This window comes from Mesorhizobium sp. M1A.F.Ca.IN.022.06.1.1, from assembly GCF_003952605.1.
In the GTDB taxonomy this organism is placed as follows: Bacteria; Pseudomonadota; Alphaproteobacteria; order Rhizobiales; family Rhizobiaceae; genus Mesorhizobium.
Window position 1 is genome coordinate 1,103,212 of the sequence record NZ_CP034455.1, and the last position, 15,720, is coordinate 1,118,931.

The 15,720-nt window shown below is 64.5% G+C and carries 15 protein-coding genes; 6 read left to right on the forward strand and 9 right to left on the reverse strand.

The features are described 5' to 3' along the window. The first annotated feature begins 47 nt into the window (after positions 1-47). Positions 48-2,189, forward strand: coding sequence for an EAL domain-containing protein (locus EJ078_RS05575; RefSeq protein ID WP_208721093.1), 2,142 nt, complete (start codon positions 48-50; stop codon positions 2,187-2,189). Positions 2,190-2,202: 13 nt separating this feature from the next. Here EJ078_RS05575 and EJ078_RS05580 read toward each other — a convergent pair whose 3' ends face one another. Continuing rightward, positions 2,203-3,093 carry a fatty acid desaturase family protein gene (locus EJ078_RS05580; protein WP_127216109.1) on the reverse strand — a complete coding sequence of 297 codons (891 nt, stop codon included), beginning with the start codon at positions 3,091-3,093 and terminating at the stop codon, positions 2,203-2,205. Between the two features lie 107 nt (positions 3,094-3,200). Between EJ078_RS05580 and EJ078_RS05585 the strand changes: the two genes are divergently transcribed. Continuing rightward, entirely contained in the window at positions 3,201-4,115 is a 915-nt protein-coding gene (locus EJ078_RS05585; protein ID WP_127403688.1) for a LysR substrate-binding domain-containing protein, read from the forward strand. 3 nt (positions 4,116-4,118) lie between these two features. Here EJ078_RS05585 and EJ078_RS05590 read toward each other — a convergent pair whose 3' ends face one another. The 5 genes from EJ078_RS05590 to EJ078_RS05610 all read right to left on the reverse strand — a co-directional run bounded on the left by EJ078_RS05590 (position 4,119) and on the right by EJ078_RS05610 (position 8,547). Then, on the reverse strand, positions 4,119-4,391 hold the full coding sequence (locus EJ078_RS05590; RefSeq protein ID WP_127216105.1) for a DUF3303 family protein: 273 nt from the start codon (positions 4,389-4,391) through the stop codon (positions 4,119-4,121). Between the two features lie 73 nt (positions 4,392-4,464). Then, positions 4,465-5,928, reverse strand: coding sequence for a RimK family protein (locus EJ078_RS05595; protein WP_067321133.1), 1,464 nt, complete (start codon positions 5,926-5,928; stop codon positions 4,465-4,467). Positions 5,929-5,932: 4 nt separating this feature from the next. Next, positions 5,933-7,030, reverse strand: a complete 1,098-nt coding sequence (locus tag EJ078_RS05600; protein ID WP_127216107.1) for a GNAT family N-acetyltransferase/peptidase C39 family protein — start codon at positions 7,028-7,030, stop codon at positions 5,933-5,935. A gap of 207 nt (positions 7,031-7,237) precedes the next feature. Next, positions 7,238-8,032, reverse strand: a complete 795-nt coding sequence (locus EJ078_RS05605) for an anti-sigma factor (RefSeq protein WP_127403689.1) — start codon at positions 8,030-8,032, stop codon at positions 7,238-7,240. Then, a complete protein-coding gene (locus tag EJ078_RS05610; protein ID WP_066998131.1) occupies positions 8,029-8,547 on the reverse strand; it encodes an RNA polymerase sigma factor in 519 nt (172 codons plus the stop codon). The genes EJ078_RS05605 and EJ078_RS05610 overlap by 4 nt, the downstream gene beginning before the upstream one ends. Before the next feature lie 245 nt (positions 8,548-8,792). Here EJ078_RS05610 and EJ078_RS05615 point away from each other — a divergent pair, with 245 nt between their 5' ends. Beyond that, positions 8,793-9,038 carry a type II toxin-antitoxin system VapB family antitoxin gene (locus EJ078_RS05615; protein ID WP_127216108.1) on the forward strand — a complete coding sequence of 82 codons (246 nt, stop codon included), beginning with the start codon at positions 8,793-8,795 and terminating at the stop codon, positions 9,036-9,038. Further along, positions 9,038-9,466, forward strand: coding sequence for a type II toxin-antitoxin system VapC family toxin (locus EJ078_RS05620; RefSeq protein WP_127403690.1), 429 nt, complete (start codon positions 9,038-9,040; stop codon positions 9,464-9,466). Before EJ078_RS05615 ends, EJ078_RS05620 begins: the two co-directional genes overlap by 1 nt. A 3-nt stretch (positions 9,467-9,469) precedes the next feature. On the opposite strand, the gene EJ078_RS05625 is transcribed toward EJ078_RS05620, so the two are convergent. Then, a complete protein-coding gene (locus EJ078_RS05625; RefSeq protein WP_127216724.1) occupies positions 9,470-12,223 on the reverse strand; it encodes a DUF2339 domain-containing protein in 2,754 nt (917 codons plus the stop codon). A gap of 246 nt (positions 12,224-12,469) precedes the next feature. Here EJ078_RS05625 and EJ078_RS05630 point away from each other — a divergent pair, with 246 nt between their 5' ends. Then, on the forward strand, positions 12,470-12,934 hold the full coding sequence (locus EJ078_RS05630) for an NUDIX domain-containing protein (protein WP_127216725.1): 465 nt from the start codon (positions 12,470-12,472) through the stop codon (positions 12,932-12,934). Here the strand turns inward: EJ078_RS05630 and recO are convergent. Continuing rightward, on the reverse strand, positions 12,931-13,695 hold the full coding sequence (gene recO, locus EJ078_RS05635) for a DNA repair protein RecO (RefSeq protein ID WP_067321116.1): 765 nt from the start codon (positions 13,693-13,695) through the stop codon (positions 12,931-12,933). The two genes, EJ078_RS05630 and recO, sit on opposite strands and share 4 nt — an antisense overlap. 287 nt (positions 13,696-13,982) lie before the next feature. On the opposite strand from recO, the gene EJ078_RS05640 reads away from it, so the two are divergent. Beyond that, positions 13,983-14,792: a type II CAAX endopeptidase family protein gene (locus EJ078_RS05640; RefSeq protein ID WP_127216726.1), complete on the forward strand. Its 810-nt coding sequence runs from the start codon at positions 13,983-13,985 to the stop codon at positions 14,790-14,792. 19 nt (positions 14,793-14,811) lie between these two features. Here EJ078_RS05640 and EJ078_RS05645 read toward each other — a convergent pair whose 3' ends face one another. Then, the gene (locus EJ078_RS05645) at positions 14,812-15,705 is read right to left on the reverse strand and encodes an aminoglycoside phosphotransferase family protein (RefSeq protein ID WP_128294476.1); all 894 of its coding nucleotides are present in this window, start codon (positions 15,703-15,705) and stop codon (positions 14,812-14,814) included. Between the last annotated feature and the right edge of the window lie 15 nt (positions 15,706-15,720).

Consider the following 15,720-nt stretch of genomic DNA (forward strand, 5'->3'; position numbering starts at 1 on the left):
GGCGGCCACGACAGTAAACTGTTCAGTCACGGTCGGCAGGCGCGCTCATGTCCGTTGCTCATGTCAAGGCTGGTTCGGCCGCAGTCAGGCGGAAGGCAACCGGTATTGGCCCGGTTCGACGAATAGCGGAGGAACTTCGCGCACAAAACGAGCGCTTTTCGGCCGCCGTCGAGAACATGTCGCATGGCCTGTGCATGTTCGACGCCGACGAGCGCATGATCATCTGCAACCGAAACTACATCGACCTCTTCCGCCTCGACGCCCAAGTCACGAAGCCCGGCATTCGCTTCTTCGACATCTTGCAGCACAGCGTCGAAATCGGCATCGCCTCGCAAACCGCCGAGCAGCTCTACGCCGTCCGCAAACCCTATATCGACGGCGCCAAGCCCTCGACTTATGAGGAGACGCTGGCGGACGGGCGCATCATCGTCATCTCGCATCGGCCGCTGGCCTCCGGCGGCTGGGTGTCGATCTACGAGGACGTGACCGTGCAGCGGCGCTCCGAAGAGGAACTGAAGGAGCAGCATCGCCGCTTCGACGCCGCTTTGGCCAACATGTCGCAAGGCCTGCTGATGTATGACGCCGACGGCAAGATGATCGTGCGCAATCAGCGCTTTCTCGAGCTCTACAACGTCGCCGCGACAGATTTCCCTTTTGGAACGACACACCGCGACGCGCTCAAACGACTGCTGGAACTCGGCATCTACACCAAGATCGACGTCGACAGCGAAGTCACCAGGACCGAAGCCTGCCTGCGAGCAGGGAAAATGCAGTCGGCTTACCGCTATCTTGCCGACGGCAGGACTTTTCTGGTGGTTCGGCAGCCGATGAGCGGCGGCGGCTGGGTCGTGACCTTCGACGATGTTACCGAGCGTCGCCGCGCCGAAGAGCGCATGACGCATCTTGCGCATCACGACACGCTGACCAACCTGCCCAACCGCTCGATGTTCCGCGAGCGCCTGGACCAGGCATTGAGCGAGGCCAAAGCCGCGCCGGTGGCGATCTTCTCGCTCGACCTCGACCGCTTCAAGGCCGTCAACGATACGTTCGGGCATCCGGCCGGCGACTGGCTGCTGAAAAGGGTGGCCGAGCGCCTGCAGCGCTGCCTGCGCAGCGACAAGGACGTGGTGGCGCGTTTCGGCGGCGACGAATTCGCCATCATTCAATCCAATATCAGAAACGCGGTCGACGCCGAAAAGCTGGCCAAGCGCATTATCGAGGTGATCGGCAAGCCTTATCGCGACAAGGGCCGCGAAATGCATGTCGGGGTGAGCCTCGGCATCGCGCTTTATCCCAGCGACGGGCAGGATGCGGATACGCTGCTCACCAATGCCGACATGGCGCTCTACCGGGGCAAGAGCGAGGGGCGCAACATCTACCGTTTCTTCGAGCCGGGCATGGATGCCATGGTGCGGGAGCGCCTGGCGCTCGAGGCCGACCTCGAAGCTGCACTCCCGAGGCGCGAGTTCGAACTGGATTTCCAGCCGATTCTCGACATCGCCTCCGGTGAGATCGTCGGCGCCGAAGCGCTGATGCGCTGGCGCTCGCCGTCGCGCGGGCTGGTGCCGCCGCAAGACTTCATCGCCGCGGCCGAAGAAACCGGGCTGATCGTGCAGCTCGGCGACTGGGCGCTGCGCAAGGCCTGCGGCGTGGCGGCGGGCTGGCCGCAGGACGTGCGCATGGCGGTCAACGTCTCGGCGGCCCAGATCAAGAGCGGCGGCTTCGCCCGCAGCGTGATTGCGGCGCTCGCCTTTTCCGGCCTGCCAGCAAGCCGGCTGGAACTCGAAATCACCGAAACGGTGATGATGGACGAGAGCGACAGCGTGCTGAGGACGCTCGGGCAATTGCGCGGGCTCGGCGTGCGCATCGCGCTCGACGATTTCGGCACCGGCTATTCTTCGCTCGGTTATCTGCGGCGCTTCCCGGTCGACAAGATCAAGATCGACCGCTCCTTCATCCACGATCTCGACAAGCGCGACACGGCGGCGATCGTGCGCACGGTTATCGGGCTCGGCGCCGAGCTCGGCATCACCGTCACCGCCGAAGGCGTCGAGGCCGAAGCGCAGCTCGACATGCTGCGCAAGGCCGGCTGCGGCGAGGCGCAAGGTTTTCTGATCGGCGCGCCTGCCAGGGCCTCGGAGATGAGCCGCCTGCTGCGCTCGCAGGAAAAGCTTCGCCGATCCGGTTGATGCCAGGCACCGGTCAGCGCAGCGTCTCGAAATATTTCTCGTGGAAGCTCACATAGCCGGGTTCTACCACTTTGAGATGCCGCGCGATCAGCCGATGAAAAGCCGGCAATTGATGGAACGGCACACCCGGATAGGCGTGGTGCTCGGCATGGTAGGGCATGTTCCAGGCGAGCTTGCGCACGAACCAGTTGGTCAGCGTCGTCCTGGTGTTTTCCAGCATATTGGCGACGAAGGGGCAGCGGCCATGCTCGGCCAACAGATAAAGCCTGAGAAAGGGCTGCCCGAGCAGCGCCGGTACGAGCCAGATGTAGAGGAGCACTGTCGCCTTGAGCGAGATCGCAAGCGTCAGCACGACGAGGTAGAAGGCGATCATCGCCCGCGCTTCGGCCTGGACTTTCGGCAAGCCTTTCGACGGCACATAGCTGTCCCGGCAGCGGCCGCTGGCATTTCTGTAGAGCGTCTTGAAATGACCCCACCACACCGGCAGGCCAGACACATGGACGATGTACTGTCGCAAGGTCTCGGGCTTCGGGAAAGCCAGCTCCGGATCGTTCTGCGGGTCCTGAGTGAAGCGATGATGGGCGAAATGGAAATAGCGGAACCAGTCGGCCGGCAGCGCGATCGCCAGGCTGCAGAGCCGCGCGACGGCATCGTTCAGCCACTGCGTTTCGAAGGCCGTCCTATGCACGGTCTCATGCAGCAGCGTGAACAGGAACACGATCAGGATGCCCTGCGGCAGCATCAGAACCGGCCAGTACGGCACCTTGGCCGCGATCAGCGCGCCGAGAGCGACGATGGCGCCGAGATGGACGGCGAATTGGATGATGCCCGGCAGATCGGACTTGCCGGTCAGCCGGCTGCGCTCCTCATTGGTCAGCGAGGCGATGACGTCGCGGTGGTCGATGGTGTGGTCGATGGCGCTCATGAGGCTACCGTACTGCAGAAAGAAAGCTTTCGAAAAACGAGGAATTCTGCAAAATAGATAAGCTTAGCTTATCTTTTCGGGTCGCCATGGTCGCACTTCCCTCCCTGCGCGGACTTCAAGCCTTCGAGGCGGCGGCGCGCAGCGGCAGCTTTGCCGCAGCGGCGGAAGAGCTGTCGATTTCGGCGGCGGCGGTCAGCCAGCTCATCCGCACCGTGGAAGAACAGATGGGCCGCAAGTTGTTCCACCGCGTCAACCGGCGCGTCCTGCTCACCGAAGCCGGCGTCGAGATGTTGCCGAGGCTTACCATGGCCTTCCAGGAAATCGGCAGCGTCGCGCGGGATGTAGGCGGCGATGCGTTCCGGCCGAGGCTCGTCATCTCGGTGCCGCCTTCGATGGCGATGGGCTGGCTTTCCGAACGCCTCGCCGGCTTTGTCGCCAGCCACGGCGCCGCGGATATTTCGCTGAGAGGCGAGGACGACCCTGTGCCGTTCGACCATGAGATGGTCGACATCCGGCTATCCTACGGCCGGCACTATCGCGAGCATCCGACCGAGGAGATCGCCCGGGATGCGGTCTATCCCGTCTGCGCGCCCAGCCTTGCCGGCGCAGCCAAGCCGGAAACTCTCGCCGGCCTGCCGTTGATCCACACCGACTGGGGGCCGACCGGTGCTGCCTTTCCGTCCTGGCGCAACTGGCTCGAGGCGGGGGGCATCGCGCCGGGCCGGTCGGCCCAGCGCGGGCTTTCGGCCAACTCGTCGCGGGCCGCACTCGATCTCGCCATGTCGGGATTGGGCGTGGCGCTGGCGCAAGGCATCTACTGCGCCCGGGCGCTGGAAGACGGCAGGCTGGTCCGGCCGGTTGCCCGAGCGCTGGAATTGCGCCAGCCTTATTGCCTGACGATCCCTGAACGCAGCGCAAGGCGCGATGTGGTGGCGGCGTTTCGCGAGTGGCTGATCGCGGAATGCGTGCGCGCGGTCAGGTCGCCGGCGCTCGGTGCCTAGCAGTCAGAGATGCCCGGCCAGGGCCGCGACCATGTCCTTGCTGGTTGCTACCGGAACGATCTCGAACTCCACCAGATCGGCCCATTCGATGACCCAACGCTGCAGCAGCGTGACGTCATCGGCCTCGACAAGCAGGAAGCAGCGGCTCATGTCGCCTGCGATCCAGCTATGGTGAACGACAAGCGCGTCCGGTTTCAGCCGGCCCCGATTGCGGAACCGCCGGTAGATTTCCTTGCGGTCGCAGCCGCGAAAATCCTCGACAACGAAAAACAGCATCTTGCCCCCATTCAGTTGATTGTCTTAGCCGGATTCAGCGACGCCAGGCGATCCCGTCCGGATGCAAAATGCTTTAGCGACCAGTGCGCTCCAGCCGCTCCAGGAACCATTGCGTAAGCCGCACCCAGAGCTCGTCCTTCTCGCCGGAATCCTCCCAGCCATGGTCGAGATTGGGGTTATCGTTGACCTCGATGACGAAGACGCCGTCCTTGGTTTCCTTGAGGTCGACGCCGTAGAGCCCGTCGCCGATGCAGCGCGCCGCCTTGACCGCCGTCTCGACCACGTGCGGCGGCGTCTGCTTCAGCGTGAAGGTCTTGATGCCGCCCTGATCGGGCTTGCCGTTGGCCTTGTGGTTGACGATCTGCCAGTGTTTTTTGGCCATCAGGTAATGCACGGCAAACAGCGGTTGGCCGCCGAGCACGCCGACGCGCCAATCATATTCGGTGGGGATGAATTTCTGCGCGATGAGGAGGTCGGAATCCTCCAGCCACTCGGTCGCCAGCTTTGTCAGATCGGCAAGGTTCTCGCATTTCTTGACCCCGCGCGAGAAGGATGAGTCCGGGATTTTCAGCACCAGCGGAAAGCCCAGCGTCTGGGCGGCGAGCTCCAGATCGGAGGTGCCGGCAATCATCACCGTCGGCGGTACCGGCACCTTGTTGTAGGTCATCAGCTCGTTGAGATAGACCTTGTTGGTGCAGCGGATCATCGACAGCGGGTCGTCGATCACCGGCATGCCCTCCTGCTGGGCGCGGCGCGCGAAGCGGTAGGTGTGGTTGGAGATGGATGTCGTCTCGCGGATGAACAGCGCGTCGTAATTGGCGAGCTTGGCCAAATCCTTCCTGGTGATCGGCTCGACCTCGACGCCCATCTTCTCCGCGATCCTCGCCCAGTAGCGCAGGGACGAAATCTCCGAAGGCGGCAATTCCTCATGCGGATCGACGAGCGTCGCGAACGTGTAGCGCGCCGGCGTGCGCCCCTTGGTGTCGCGCCACTCGCGGTTGGTGTAGGTCTCCAGGCATTGCAGGAAGACTTCTTCTTGCTCCTCGCTCATGCGCGCGAGCGGCAGGAAGCCGATCTTGCGGATCGAAGCCCATTCGGCGCTGTCCTTGATGTGGACCTCGAGCGCCGGCGCGCGAAACCAGTCGAACAAAAGCTTGGTGAACCGGTCCCAAACTTTCGAGGGCCCGATGCCAAAAAAGACTGCGACCTTCGTCGGAAAGGTTCCGTCGAGATCCTTGCGGCATTTGTTGAGAGCGAGCTCGAGTTCCGGCAACGCATGCTCATAGAGCTTGCGCTCCGACAGATCGATCATGGTCTCGACGGTCGGGATCACTTTGTGGCCGCGCGATCCGGCGAGCAGCGAGGCATAATAGCCGCGGCTCTGATAGCCGTAGTTGTTCGACAGGTTGATCACCTTAGGGCGCTGGCCGCGAAACAGCGCCGGATGCGCGAGATAGTCGCGGTTGGTGATGATCTTGTGCGGCGTCGCCACCTGGTCGAGATCGTTCTGCCTGCCTGTAAGGATGACCCAGGTCATTGTGTCAGCGTTTTCCCAGGTTGATGGCGGCGCGCAACCCGTCGCGGCCGAACTGAGCCATGTTCATGAAGATGCCATAGGGCACGGGAATGTTGGCGGCGTCGAGGATGGTTTCCTGCCTTTCGTCTTCGACCCAAGGATCGTGGATGAGGATATGGTCGCCGTCGTCGCCGATGGCCAGCACCCAATGCGGCACCTTCTTGCCGAACATCAGGAAGCCGCTGATCAACACCAGCACCAGCTTGCCCTCGGCAAGGGCGGCGCGGATGTCGTCGATGCCGAACGGACGGTAATTCACCGGGATGCCGTAAAGTTCCGCTCGCCGGCGGAAGTCGACCTGGGCGAGCTCCATCACCCGGCGCTTTTCCTCGCTGCGCACCGACTGCAGGAACAGCGCGCCGTGAAAGGATACGAAGATCTCGGCGGCGAGCCCGCTTTCATAGCCGGCAACCGCCAGGCCGAAAGGCTCGCAGCCGCCCGGCCCCGACATCATGAATACCGTGGTCGCCTCGCGCCACAGGCGTATTTCCATGACCGGATCGGGCACGAAGCCGGAATCGAAATTGGCCATTGCCATCATCAGGCAGCACGGACCGCAGGTGAACTCGCAGGTCTGCTGGTAAAACGGCACCCCGGTGCTGGTCGGGACATCGCCGCGCAGCGTCTTTTCGTAACGCAGCGCGGTGGCGCCGTCCTCGTAATAGTCGGGCTCGCGGCCGATTTTTCGGTAGCCTGCCTGCTCGTAGATGCCGATGGCGCGCTGATTGTCCTCGCGAACCTCGAGCCGCAGCATCATGCGATCGTGTTCATAAGCCGCCTCTTCGGCCGCGGCCAGCAGTTGGCGGCCGATGCCGAGATTGCCGAAGAACGGACCGACGGCGATGGAATAGAGCCGGGCCACGCCGCTGCCCTTGCGAAACAAGACCACCGCGTAGCCGGCGACATGGCCGTCATTCTCGGCCACCAGCATCTCGGCGGTCTCACGCTCGATCAACTGGCGAAAAGAGCGGCGCGACAGGCGATCGCTTGAGAAAACAGCCTTCTCGATGGCGGCGAGGTCATCGACGTCCGACGCGCGGGCCTTGCGGATCTCGGCAGGCATGCGGGGTTTGGGAGAACCTCGATTGGATTAAAGGAAACGGCCCCGGTCAAAAGCAGCACCCCGGCCGAAGCGCCGGTCTTCATCAAGCGCTATCGCTCCTTGATTAGGGCCGAATTGTGACAGGTTCCGCGGCGGCAGAAAAGCACCACGGCTTTGAACTGAACCACTAATTCGAAACAGCGTAGGCCGTTGAAAACAGCCGCCTCCTCAGCTCGAAATACCGGCCAGAAGCTGGCCATAGGCGCTCTTGGCGACCTCCGACAGACGCTCCGGCGGCAATGTGCCGACGACGGCGCAGCCATAGCCCTTGTCCAGCCAATACACCGCTTCCGGACCGTCAGCCTCGGCCGTATAGGTTCCCTTGGTGGTCTGCGATGATTCGGCGGTGACGAAGAGCGAGATGCGCTCGCCCTTGGCGTCCTCGTAAAGCAACATCGCGGCCTTGCCACGCTCGCCCGCCGGCAACAGCCGGCCGCCGACGAGTGCGAAGCCCTCGGCCGCGAGATCGGGCGCCACCAGCTTCAGCCCTACCCGGTTGGACAGCCAGGTCTGCAGATGGTCCTTGTCGCTTGCCGGCACCTCAACCGCGTGACGCTTCTCGGCGGCGTAGATGAGATGGGCGGAAATCGCCTGCTCCGCGAGTTGGTCGTCGCTCTGACCGCTGCGGCCAATGCCGTCGATGCCGGCGAGATAGCCACCGAACCCGCCGACCATCAGCACGGCTGCCGCCGCCGCCGAAAGCCACCAGCGCGAGCGCCAGGCAGGCGTCCGCGCCGGCGCTTCGCCAAGCACCGCGTGCCGTAGCCTTGCCGGCACCGGTTCGTCCATCACGCCGGCCAGGGCGGCGCGGAGCGCCGCACGGTCGGCTATGTAACGGGCGCTCTTCGCCTTCATTTCGGGATTGGCTTCGAGCCAGGCGTCATAGGCCATGCGCTCCTCGCCCGGCAGCTCGCCATCGAGGGCCATGTGGATATCGCGTTCGGTGAAATCGCGCCGGGTCATCGCTCGACGATCCTTATCGAGCGGCGGCGCGAGGAGTCGTCCAGCAGGCCGCGCAGTTCCTCGCGGCCGCGCGCGATGCGCGACATCAGCGTGCCGGCCGGCACGCCCAGGATGTTGGCGGCCTCGGCATAGGAAAAGCCTTCGATAGCGACCATGACCAATGCCGCGCGCCGATCGGGGCCGATCGCCTGCAGGGCATCCATGATCTCGCGCGAGGCTATGCTTTCGACCTGATCGGCGGGCGCGGCCTGGGCCTCGCCGGCTTCCAGAGGCAACATTGCCGCCTCGCCTCGCCGGTTAACCTTGCGCATCTGGTCGATGAACAGATGATGCATGATCGTAAACAGCCACCTCCTGGGGCTTTCTCCAGTTTGCCAGTTGTCGAGCCGCACAAGCGCCCGCTCGAGGCAGTCCTGGACGAGATCGTCGGCGGAATCGCGGTCGCGCAGCAACGAGCGCGCGTAGCGGCGCAGACGCGGTATCTCGCTCAGGATCGCTGCCTTCTTGTCGTCCATGACCGCTTGTTTCGTGGTCGTCTTCCATTCGATTGAACGCGCCTTCCCGGCGCGGCGCAAGCAGCCAGCACGAAGCGGACCACCCGCTCCGGTACCCAAGCACCTGGATAACGCCGGCGGATGCCGGTTTATTCCCGGCGCGAGCGGAAGCGGAACCAAGGTTGAATACCGGTTCCGGCCATCGTATATTCGTCATTGAATATCTTGCATATTCATCTTAGAATATACGCCGGAGGAATTCGACAATGTCTTTGTATATCCGCGATGACGAGGTTGACGCGCTGGCTCGTCAGCTGCAGTCCGCGATCAAGGCGCCCACGAAGACTGAAGCCGTGCGGATCGCGCTCAAGCGTGAGCTCGAACGGGCACATGCCGTCCTCCCACTAAGCGAGCGCATTAGAAAGTATCAGGACGCAGCGAGGGCGCTCGGTCCGGACGACCCGGACTTCAACATGAAGAAATTCATGGACGAAGGATGGGATGACCTCTGATGTTCCTCGATGCTTCCGCTATCATCGCTATCATATCAGAAGAGCCGGATGCGAACCGCCTTCTTAGGAAAATGGAAGCCGCCGAGAAGCTTTATTTCTCGCCGAGTTCCGCATTCGAGGCGATTGTTGGGATAGCTCGCAGGAAGTCCGTAGCGGAAAACGGCGACCAGCTTCCGACACCACCCGCCCTGATCGAAGGATGTAAAATGATCGTCTTGGGTTTCCTGGCCGAACTCAAGGCCGTTGAGGTCCCGCTGGACACGCGGATCCGAGAACTCGCTGTAAGGGCCGCGCAAGATTATGGTCGATATGTGGGCCACCCAGCCAAACTGAATTTCGGCGACTGCTTCAGCTACGCATGCGCCAAAGCCTATCGCGTACCTCTGCTCTACAAAGGCAACGACTTCTCGCAGACCGATCTGGCCTGACCTTTATTCGGCTCCTAACCTCGCCGCCCTTGTCAGCAGACGCTGATAGAAAAGTCCGATGCCGATCAGCACGGCGCCCAGACCGATGAAGGAGAGTGCGCGCAGCACGCCTTCCAGCTCCGACATGTCGAAGAGGAAGACCTTCAGCACGGCGACCGCTATGAGCACGGCCGAGGCAATGCGCAGCACCTGCGACCTCAGCCAGACGCCGGCGGTCAGCAGCGCCACGCCGATGACCAGCCAGAGCGCCGAATAGGTATAGGTCTCAAGCTGGCCGAGGCCGCTCCACAGGCCGATAAACTCGCCCTTGAACAGGCGCCGGACCGACAGCGTGGCGTAGGCGAAGGCGAGCAGCGAAGCGACCAGCGCCAGCATCGCGGCATACCATCTCGGGCGCCTCTCGCGGACATAAAGCGCCAATGCTCCTGCTGCGACCGCCGGCAGCAGATAGGCGAGCAACAACAGGTTGAAGAACGGGACGGCGCCGGTCGATTCATCCGTCAGCAGCGGGTTCAGCACCACGAAGTGCCGGATGAGGATGAAGGCGACCGAGAGCACGCCGGCGGCCATCGAGCCATAGCGCAACACCGGGCTCGGCGAGCGCAGGTCGATAGCGACCAGTATGGCGCCGGCGCCTAGCGCGATCAGCGTGTAGATCGCCTGCTCGGCAAGGGTGACGGGGCCGGTGTCGATGACGCCGCCATGCATGGCATGGCGCACCAGCATCGCAATCGTGAGCAGGCCGAACAGCGCCGAGGCCGCTTCCATGGCAAGACGCGGCCGTCCGTTGGTGGTGCGCGCGAGTTGCCAGGCGGCGAAGCCGAAGGCGAGCGCCGGAACGCCATAGCCCGGCAAGAGCCAATTGAAGACCGGCGTCGTCGACAGTGCCGCCGCGCCCACGATGGTTGGATCGAAGGCGACGCGGCCGAGCACGGCGACCGCCGCGCCGACCGCGATCCAGCCCAGCACCGGGAAGCTGCGCCAGCGCGTCGCGAGCGCCGGCACGACGGCGGCGGCGCCGAGCAGCACCGTCGTCCAGCTGGAGCCGAAGGCCATGTGCAGCATCAACAAGCCTGCGACGCCGCCGCCGCCGAGCGCGAAGGAGACGGCGGGGCCGCCGCGGAGCGGCGGTTCCTCGGCGCGCGCGATCCACTCGCCGCCGGCGGCAAAGACGAGCACCAGAAGCAGGGCCGGCAGCGCGTAGCCAAAATCGCGGTCGATGTCGCCGAAGGTGAGCCAGAGCGCGGTGAGCACGACCAGCGGCACAATGCCACCCCATGCCGCCCAGGACGCGGCGCGGATGGGCGCAGCAGCCGCAAAGCGGCGCGCGGCCCAGAACCCGACTGCGACGAAGACCAGGGCAAGCGCGATGCCGAGGCGGAAGGTCAGCGTGTCGGATGCGGCCAGCGGCTCGGCGCCCAGGCCGACATCCAGCGCATCGGCGCCGATGGTGGCGGGCGGGATGATGCCGAGATAGATCAGCGCGGTCGCCAGGCCGGCGGCGAAGAGGAGCGGCAAGGCGCGCGGCCGGTAGAGCGCCACTGCCAGCAGCGCGGCGAGCAGCACCGCGCCGTGCGAGGCATAACCCGCCTTGGCAAACACCGGATCGACCGACAGCCCGAGCGCGGTCAGCGCAACGAAGAAGCCGGGCGCGATTGATGGCCAGTCGAAGCCGGGCTCCGCGTCGTCGCGGCCAGCAGTCAAGAAATCGGCTAGCCAGACGAAGGCGAGCACGGCAAGCGAGGCCAGGCTGATGAACAGCACCGTCGAGAGATTCACCTCCGGTGCATTGGTCATGTAGACGATGGTCCAGATGCCGGTGCCGGCAAAGGCTGCCGCCACAAGCGCCTTCCAATCGCGGATGCGGGCGATAGCCGCCGTGGCGGCAAGCACGATCGCCAAATAGACGAACAGCGCCCACGGGTTCGGCGCCTCCGAGGCGACGAGCGCCGGCGTCACCATGGCACCGATGAGGCCGATGCCGGCCAGCGCCAGGCCGTGGACCAGCGAGACGGCAATGGTGGCGACGCCGATCGCGCCGAGCAGCGTGAAGGCGAGCGCCGGGCCGATAAAGCCGTAGATGCCATAGGCTGCATAGACGGTGCCGAACAGGATAAAGGCGCCAGCGCCCGTCAGAATCGCCGGGATGTAGGCGCCGGCAGCCCCCTGCACCGGCACCCGGAAGCCGGTGCGGCGGATGAACTCGGCGCCGGCAAGCAACACAAGACCGAGAACGCCGGCCATGGTCAGTCGCACGCCGGGGCCGAAAATGCCGGCCTCGATCGTGTAGCGGATCAGGAACAGGCCACCCAGCGCCAGCGCGATGCCGCCGACCCAGACCGCCCAACGCGTGCCGAGGGCCGTCTCGACATCGCGGGCGGCCCTTGCAGGTACTGCCGCTTCGGCCGGCGCGGCAGGTTGCGTCAATTGTCCCTCTCCGGCGGGTTCGGACGGACTCCCCTCGCCCGCTTGGGCTGGCGCTTCGGCTTTTGGTTCGTCGGGCGTCGCGGCGGCTGTGGCCTGCGGGGCTGCTTCACCTGCCGACGGCGCGGCCGCTGCGGCAATCACGGCGGTAGCTTCGCCTGCAGCAGCTTCCGCGACCTCGCCAGGCCGGGGCGCGGGCTGCGGGATGCCCGAAAGCACCAAGCTGCGCAGCGCGCCAAGCTCGCGCTCGATCAGTCCGAGGCGCGTTTGCTGGCGTGAAATGATAACGAATAGAGCGATGACGGCGGCAATGGCGATCAGGCCGAAAAACATGGCGGTTTCCCCTCAAAACCGTGCCAGTCGTGGCCGACAAATGCGGCGATGAGACGGCTACCCAATCAGCGCCCTGCCGGCCTGCAAGATCGAGCATGTTTCGGCGCCGATTGCCAGCGACCGCAGGCTTTATCCAACGGCGATACGTCGAAGCGGCTGAGGCTCGGGCCGCAAATTGCCGGCCGCTCGCCGCGGACCACTCGTGCTATCCTCGAACGCTAGCGGGAATTAACAAGAGGATGACCGATGCCGCAACGAAGCGCGGGCCTGCTGATCTTCAAGCAAACCGCCGGTGTGTTCGAGTTCCTGCTGGTCCATCCCGGCGGACCGTTCTGGGCAAGGAAAGATGAACGGGCCTGGTCGATCCCGAAGGGGCTGATCGACGATGGCGAGGACGATCTCGTGGCCGCTCGGCGTGAGGCCGAGGAGGAGCTAGGCGTCGCGATCGACGGCGATTTCCAGCCAGTCGGCAGCTACAAGCAGCCGGGCGGTAAAATCGTGATCGCCTGGAGCGTCGAAGCGGACATCGATGTGAATGCCGTCAGGAGCAACATGTTCACCATGGAATGGCCGCCAAGGTCGGGCGCCATGAAGGAATTTCCCGAAGTGGACAAAGCCGGCTGGTTCTCGCTCCCAGAGGCAGGTCTCAAGATCCTGGAAGGCCAGCGTCCCATCCTCGACGATTTTCTGGAACGACGGCGAGCCGATTAGATCCTCGCCTCATTCGCGGCAATCACCTTCACCGCCACCTGATGCCGGCGCAGCGCCGCGAGGAATCCAGCGCGGGCGTCGGGCGGCTCGATGCCGCGCGGCTCATAGACGTGGCGAGTGAAGAAGAAGCCGGTCAGCCGGAAGGCGTCCTCGAGCGCCGCGGCATCGGCGCGCACGCCGGTGCCGCGCTGCAGGAAGGCCGGCAGCGCCAGCATCTTGTCGTGCCAAGCCGCGCCCGCGGCGCGCGAGACGGCGCGTCCGGATTTCGGCGAGACATAGGCGAGATCCTGCCGTGATCCGGTCGCCGCGCACTGGCTGAGGTCGAGGCCGAAGCCGAGTTCATCCAGGATCAGCAATTCGAAGCGCGCCACCAACTCGCCCGCGGCATCGGCATCGCCCAGATGGGAGATCATCACCGCAAGAGCCTCGTAGAGGCCGCCATGGGCATCGCGTTCGGGCAGAAGCCTGAGATGCGCGGCCATGGTCTGCAGGCCGTAGACGGCGACTGCGCTGTCCATCAGCCGGGCGGCGTTCATCTCGATCGCCTCGGCCTGGAAGATGCCGAGATGCTCGTCGAGACGTGCCCGCCACAAAAGGTCGACGCGATTGCCGGGCTGCAGCACCGGCTGCTGCTTGCGCGAGCGGCCGCCCCGCACCAGGCCGAGATGCCGGCCATGGGCGCGCGTCATCACCTCGAGGATGGCGCTGGTTTCGCCATGCCTGCGGGTGCCGAGAATGATTCCCTCGTCGCGCCATTCCATACGTCGAGCTTTTCACCTGTTGGGCGGCGAAATCAAGATTGCCGCCCGTGACCCATAATCTGTTCCGACAGTGATGGCAGGCAACATCCGCCGCTGCCGCCGCGGCGGCAATATCGGAAAATTCTCAGAAACCGTTCGGGATTTTTCGGCCGCGCCAGCGCCAAATATCGGCGCGTTGACCGGATGAACCGGCGCAGACCGCCGAGCGGCTCGGCTGGCTATTTCCCGAAGCGTCGACCTCTCGGGCAGGCGACCACTCGCTACAATGGCCCGATGAGAGGATCGATATGAGCTCCTTCCTGGGCGTGGTGCGCGGGCACCAGTTGACCATCTTCTTTTCGCTGGCGCTCGGCCTGACATGGCTGGCGTTCATTCCCTTCTATCTGTCGTATGGCGAGAGCATTCCCTGGTTCACCTTCGGACCGGCAATCTCGGGCTTCACCGTCGCGGCACTCGCCGGCGGCTGGGGCGCGGTGAAGACCATCCTCGCCTCGATGGTGAAATGGCGCGTTCGCCCGATCTGGTATCTGGTGGCGGTCGGCCTACCGTTCGGGACACAGCTCGCCTCGATCCTGATCAATCCGTTCCTCGGTTCGGCGGAGCCGTCGTGGGGGAACATTCCTACCTTCTCCGAGGTGGCGCCCATGATCGCGCTCTATGCCGTATTCAGCGGTCCGCTGGGCGAGGAACCCGGCTGGCGCGGCTTCGCGACCCCGCATCTTCTTGGCCGTCGCCCCGCGCTCGCCGGCAGCCTGATCCTCGGCGTAATATGGGCAATCTGGCACTTGCCGCTCGGCCTGCTCGGCGATCTCAGCCTCTACAGCACGATCAACGTGGTGCTGGCCGGGATCGTCTTCACCTGGCTTTACCAGAACACGGGCAGCGTATTGCTGGCCATCCTGATGCATGTCTCACACCAGAACAGCGTACGCTTCCTCGCCAAGGTGTTCGTCGACGGCGACCATATCCAGCAGCAATGGCTCGGCGTCGCGATCTGGGCGGTCATCGCGGTCGCGATCGTTGCCTATTACGGCACGGAAAGCTTTGTACGGCGGCCTGCGAAGCGACTTGCCACTGCATGGATACTCGACCGGTGAGGGCGCCTGCTCGGCGCCGTCATCCCCATTTGCGATGATCGGCGAGCACTTCGTCGATCACCCGGCGCTGCCTCCCGACCTCGGCCTGGTTGGCGTCGTGACCGGCAACGGTGATGAGCGCCTTCCACAGCGTCCAGCCGCGTCCGCGCGCCCAGGTCGCGTCATCGACGGCGATGCGCGCGCGGAATGCCTCGCGGCTCTCGCCCTCGAACAGCGTCCAGGCAATCGCCAGATCGCAGGAGGGATCGCCGACGCCCGACGTGCCGAAGTCGATGACAGCGCTCAGACGGCCGTCCTCGACCAGCAGATTGCCTGAGGCGACATCGCCGTGGAACCAGACGGGCGAGCCGTGCCAGCCGGCAGCAAGCGCCGCCTTCCAGACGGCAGTGGCGGCTTGCGTATCGATCCGGCCTTCAAGCGCAGCGATGGCCTGTCTCGCCTCGCCGTCATAGACGGCCAGCGGGCCGCCGCGATAAAAATTGTGCTGGCCAGGTGCCGGGCCGGCGGTCGGATCAATCCGTTTCAGGGCAACGAGGAACTCAGCCAGCGAGACCGCGAACGCGCGAAGGTCGGCGATGTGCCCGGTTTTCGCCGTCTCGCCTTCGATCCAGCGGTAGACGGACCAGTGCCAGGGATAGCCCGCCGCCGGCTCGCCCATGGCGAGCGGCTCGGGAATCGGCAGCGGCAGAAGCGGCGCGAGCTTGGGCAGCCAGCGATGCTCCTTCTCGACCTGCAGCGCATAGTGAGCAGCACTTGGCAGCCTGACCGCCATCGTGTCGCCGAGATGGAAGGTGCGGTTGTCCCAGCCGCCGAACGCGACCGGCTTCACAGGCAGATGCCGCCATTCGGGAAACTGCGCGTCGACGAGCCGCCGCACGAGAGCGGTGCCGATATCCATCTTCGGGCTGTGCATGTCGTTATCCCAAAA

Excerpts from the sequence above, each read along its gene's own strand:
- EJ078_RS05610 (WP_066998131.1), bottom strand. The coding sequence starts at position 8,547 with ATGGACGACAAGAAGGCAGCGATCCTGAGCGAGATACCGCGTCTGCGC.
- EJ078_RS05645 (WP_128294476.1), bottom strand. The coding sequence starts at position 15,705 with ATGCACAGCCCGAAGATGGATATCGGCACCGCTCTCGTGCGGCGGCTC.
- recO (WP_067321116.1), bottom strand. The coding sequence starts at position 13,695 with ATGGAATGGCGCGACGAGGGAATCATTCTCGGCACCCGCAGGCATGGC.
- EJ078_RS05620 (WP_127403690.1), top strand. The coding sequence starts at position 9,038 with ATGTTCCTCGATGCTTCCGCTATCATCGCTATCATATCAGAAGAGCCG.
- EJ078_RS05590 (WP_127216105.1), bottom strand. The coding sequence starts at position 4,391 with ATGCTGTTTTTCGTTGTCGAGGATTTTCGCGGCTGCGACCGCAAGGAA.
- EJ078_RS05595 (WP_067321133.1), bottom strand. The coding sequence starts at position 5,928 with ATGACCTGGGTCATCCTTACAGGCAGGCAGAACGATCTCGACCAGGTG.
- EJ078_RS05625 (WP_127216724.1), bottom strand. The coding sequence starts at position 12,223 with ATGTTTTTCGGCCTGATCGCCATTGCCGCCGTCATCGCTCTATTCGTT.
- EJ078_RS05600 (WP_127216107.1), bottom strand. The coding sequence starts at position 7,030 with ATGCCTGCCGAGATCCGCAAGGCCCGCGCGTCGGACGTCGATGACCTC.
- EJ078_RS05630 (WP_127216725.1), top strand. The coding sequence starts at position 12,470 with ATGCCGCAACGAAGCGCGGGCCTGCTGATCTTCAAGCAAACCGCCGGT.
- EJ078_RS05605 (WP_127403689.1), bottom strand. The coding sequence starts at position 8,032 with ATGACCCGGCGCGATTTCACCGAACGCGATATCCACATGGCCCTCGAT.
- EJ078_RS05585 (WP_127403688.1), top strand. The coding sequence starts at position 3,201 with ATGGTCGCACTTCCCTCCCTGCGCGGACTTCAAGCCTTCGAGGCGGCG.
- EJ078_RS05640 (WP_127216726.1), top strand. The coding sequence starts at position 13,983 with ATGAGCTCCTTCCTGGGCGTGGTGCGCGGGCACCAGTTGACCATCTTC.
- EJ078_RS05615 (WP_127216108.1), top strand. The coding sequence starts at position 8,793 with ATGTCTTTGTATATCCGCGATGACGAGGTTGACGCGCTGGCTCGTCAG.
- EJ078_RS05575 (WP_208721093.1), top strand. The coding sequence starts at position 48 with ATGTCCGTTGCTCATGTCAAGGCTGGTTCGGCCGCAGTCAGGCGGAAG.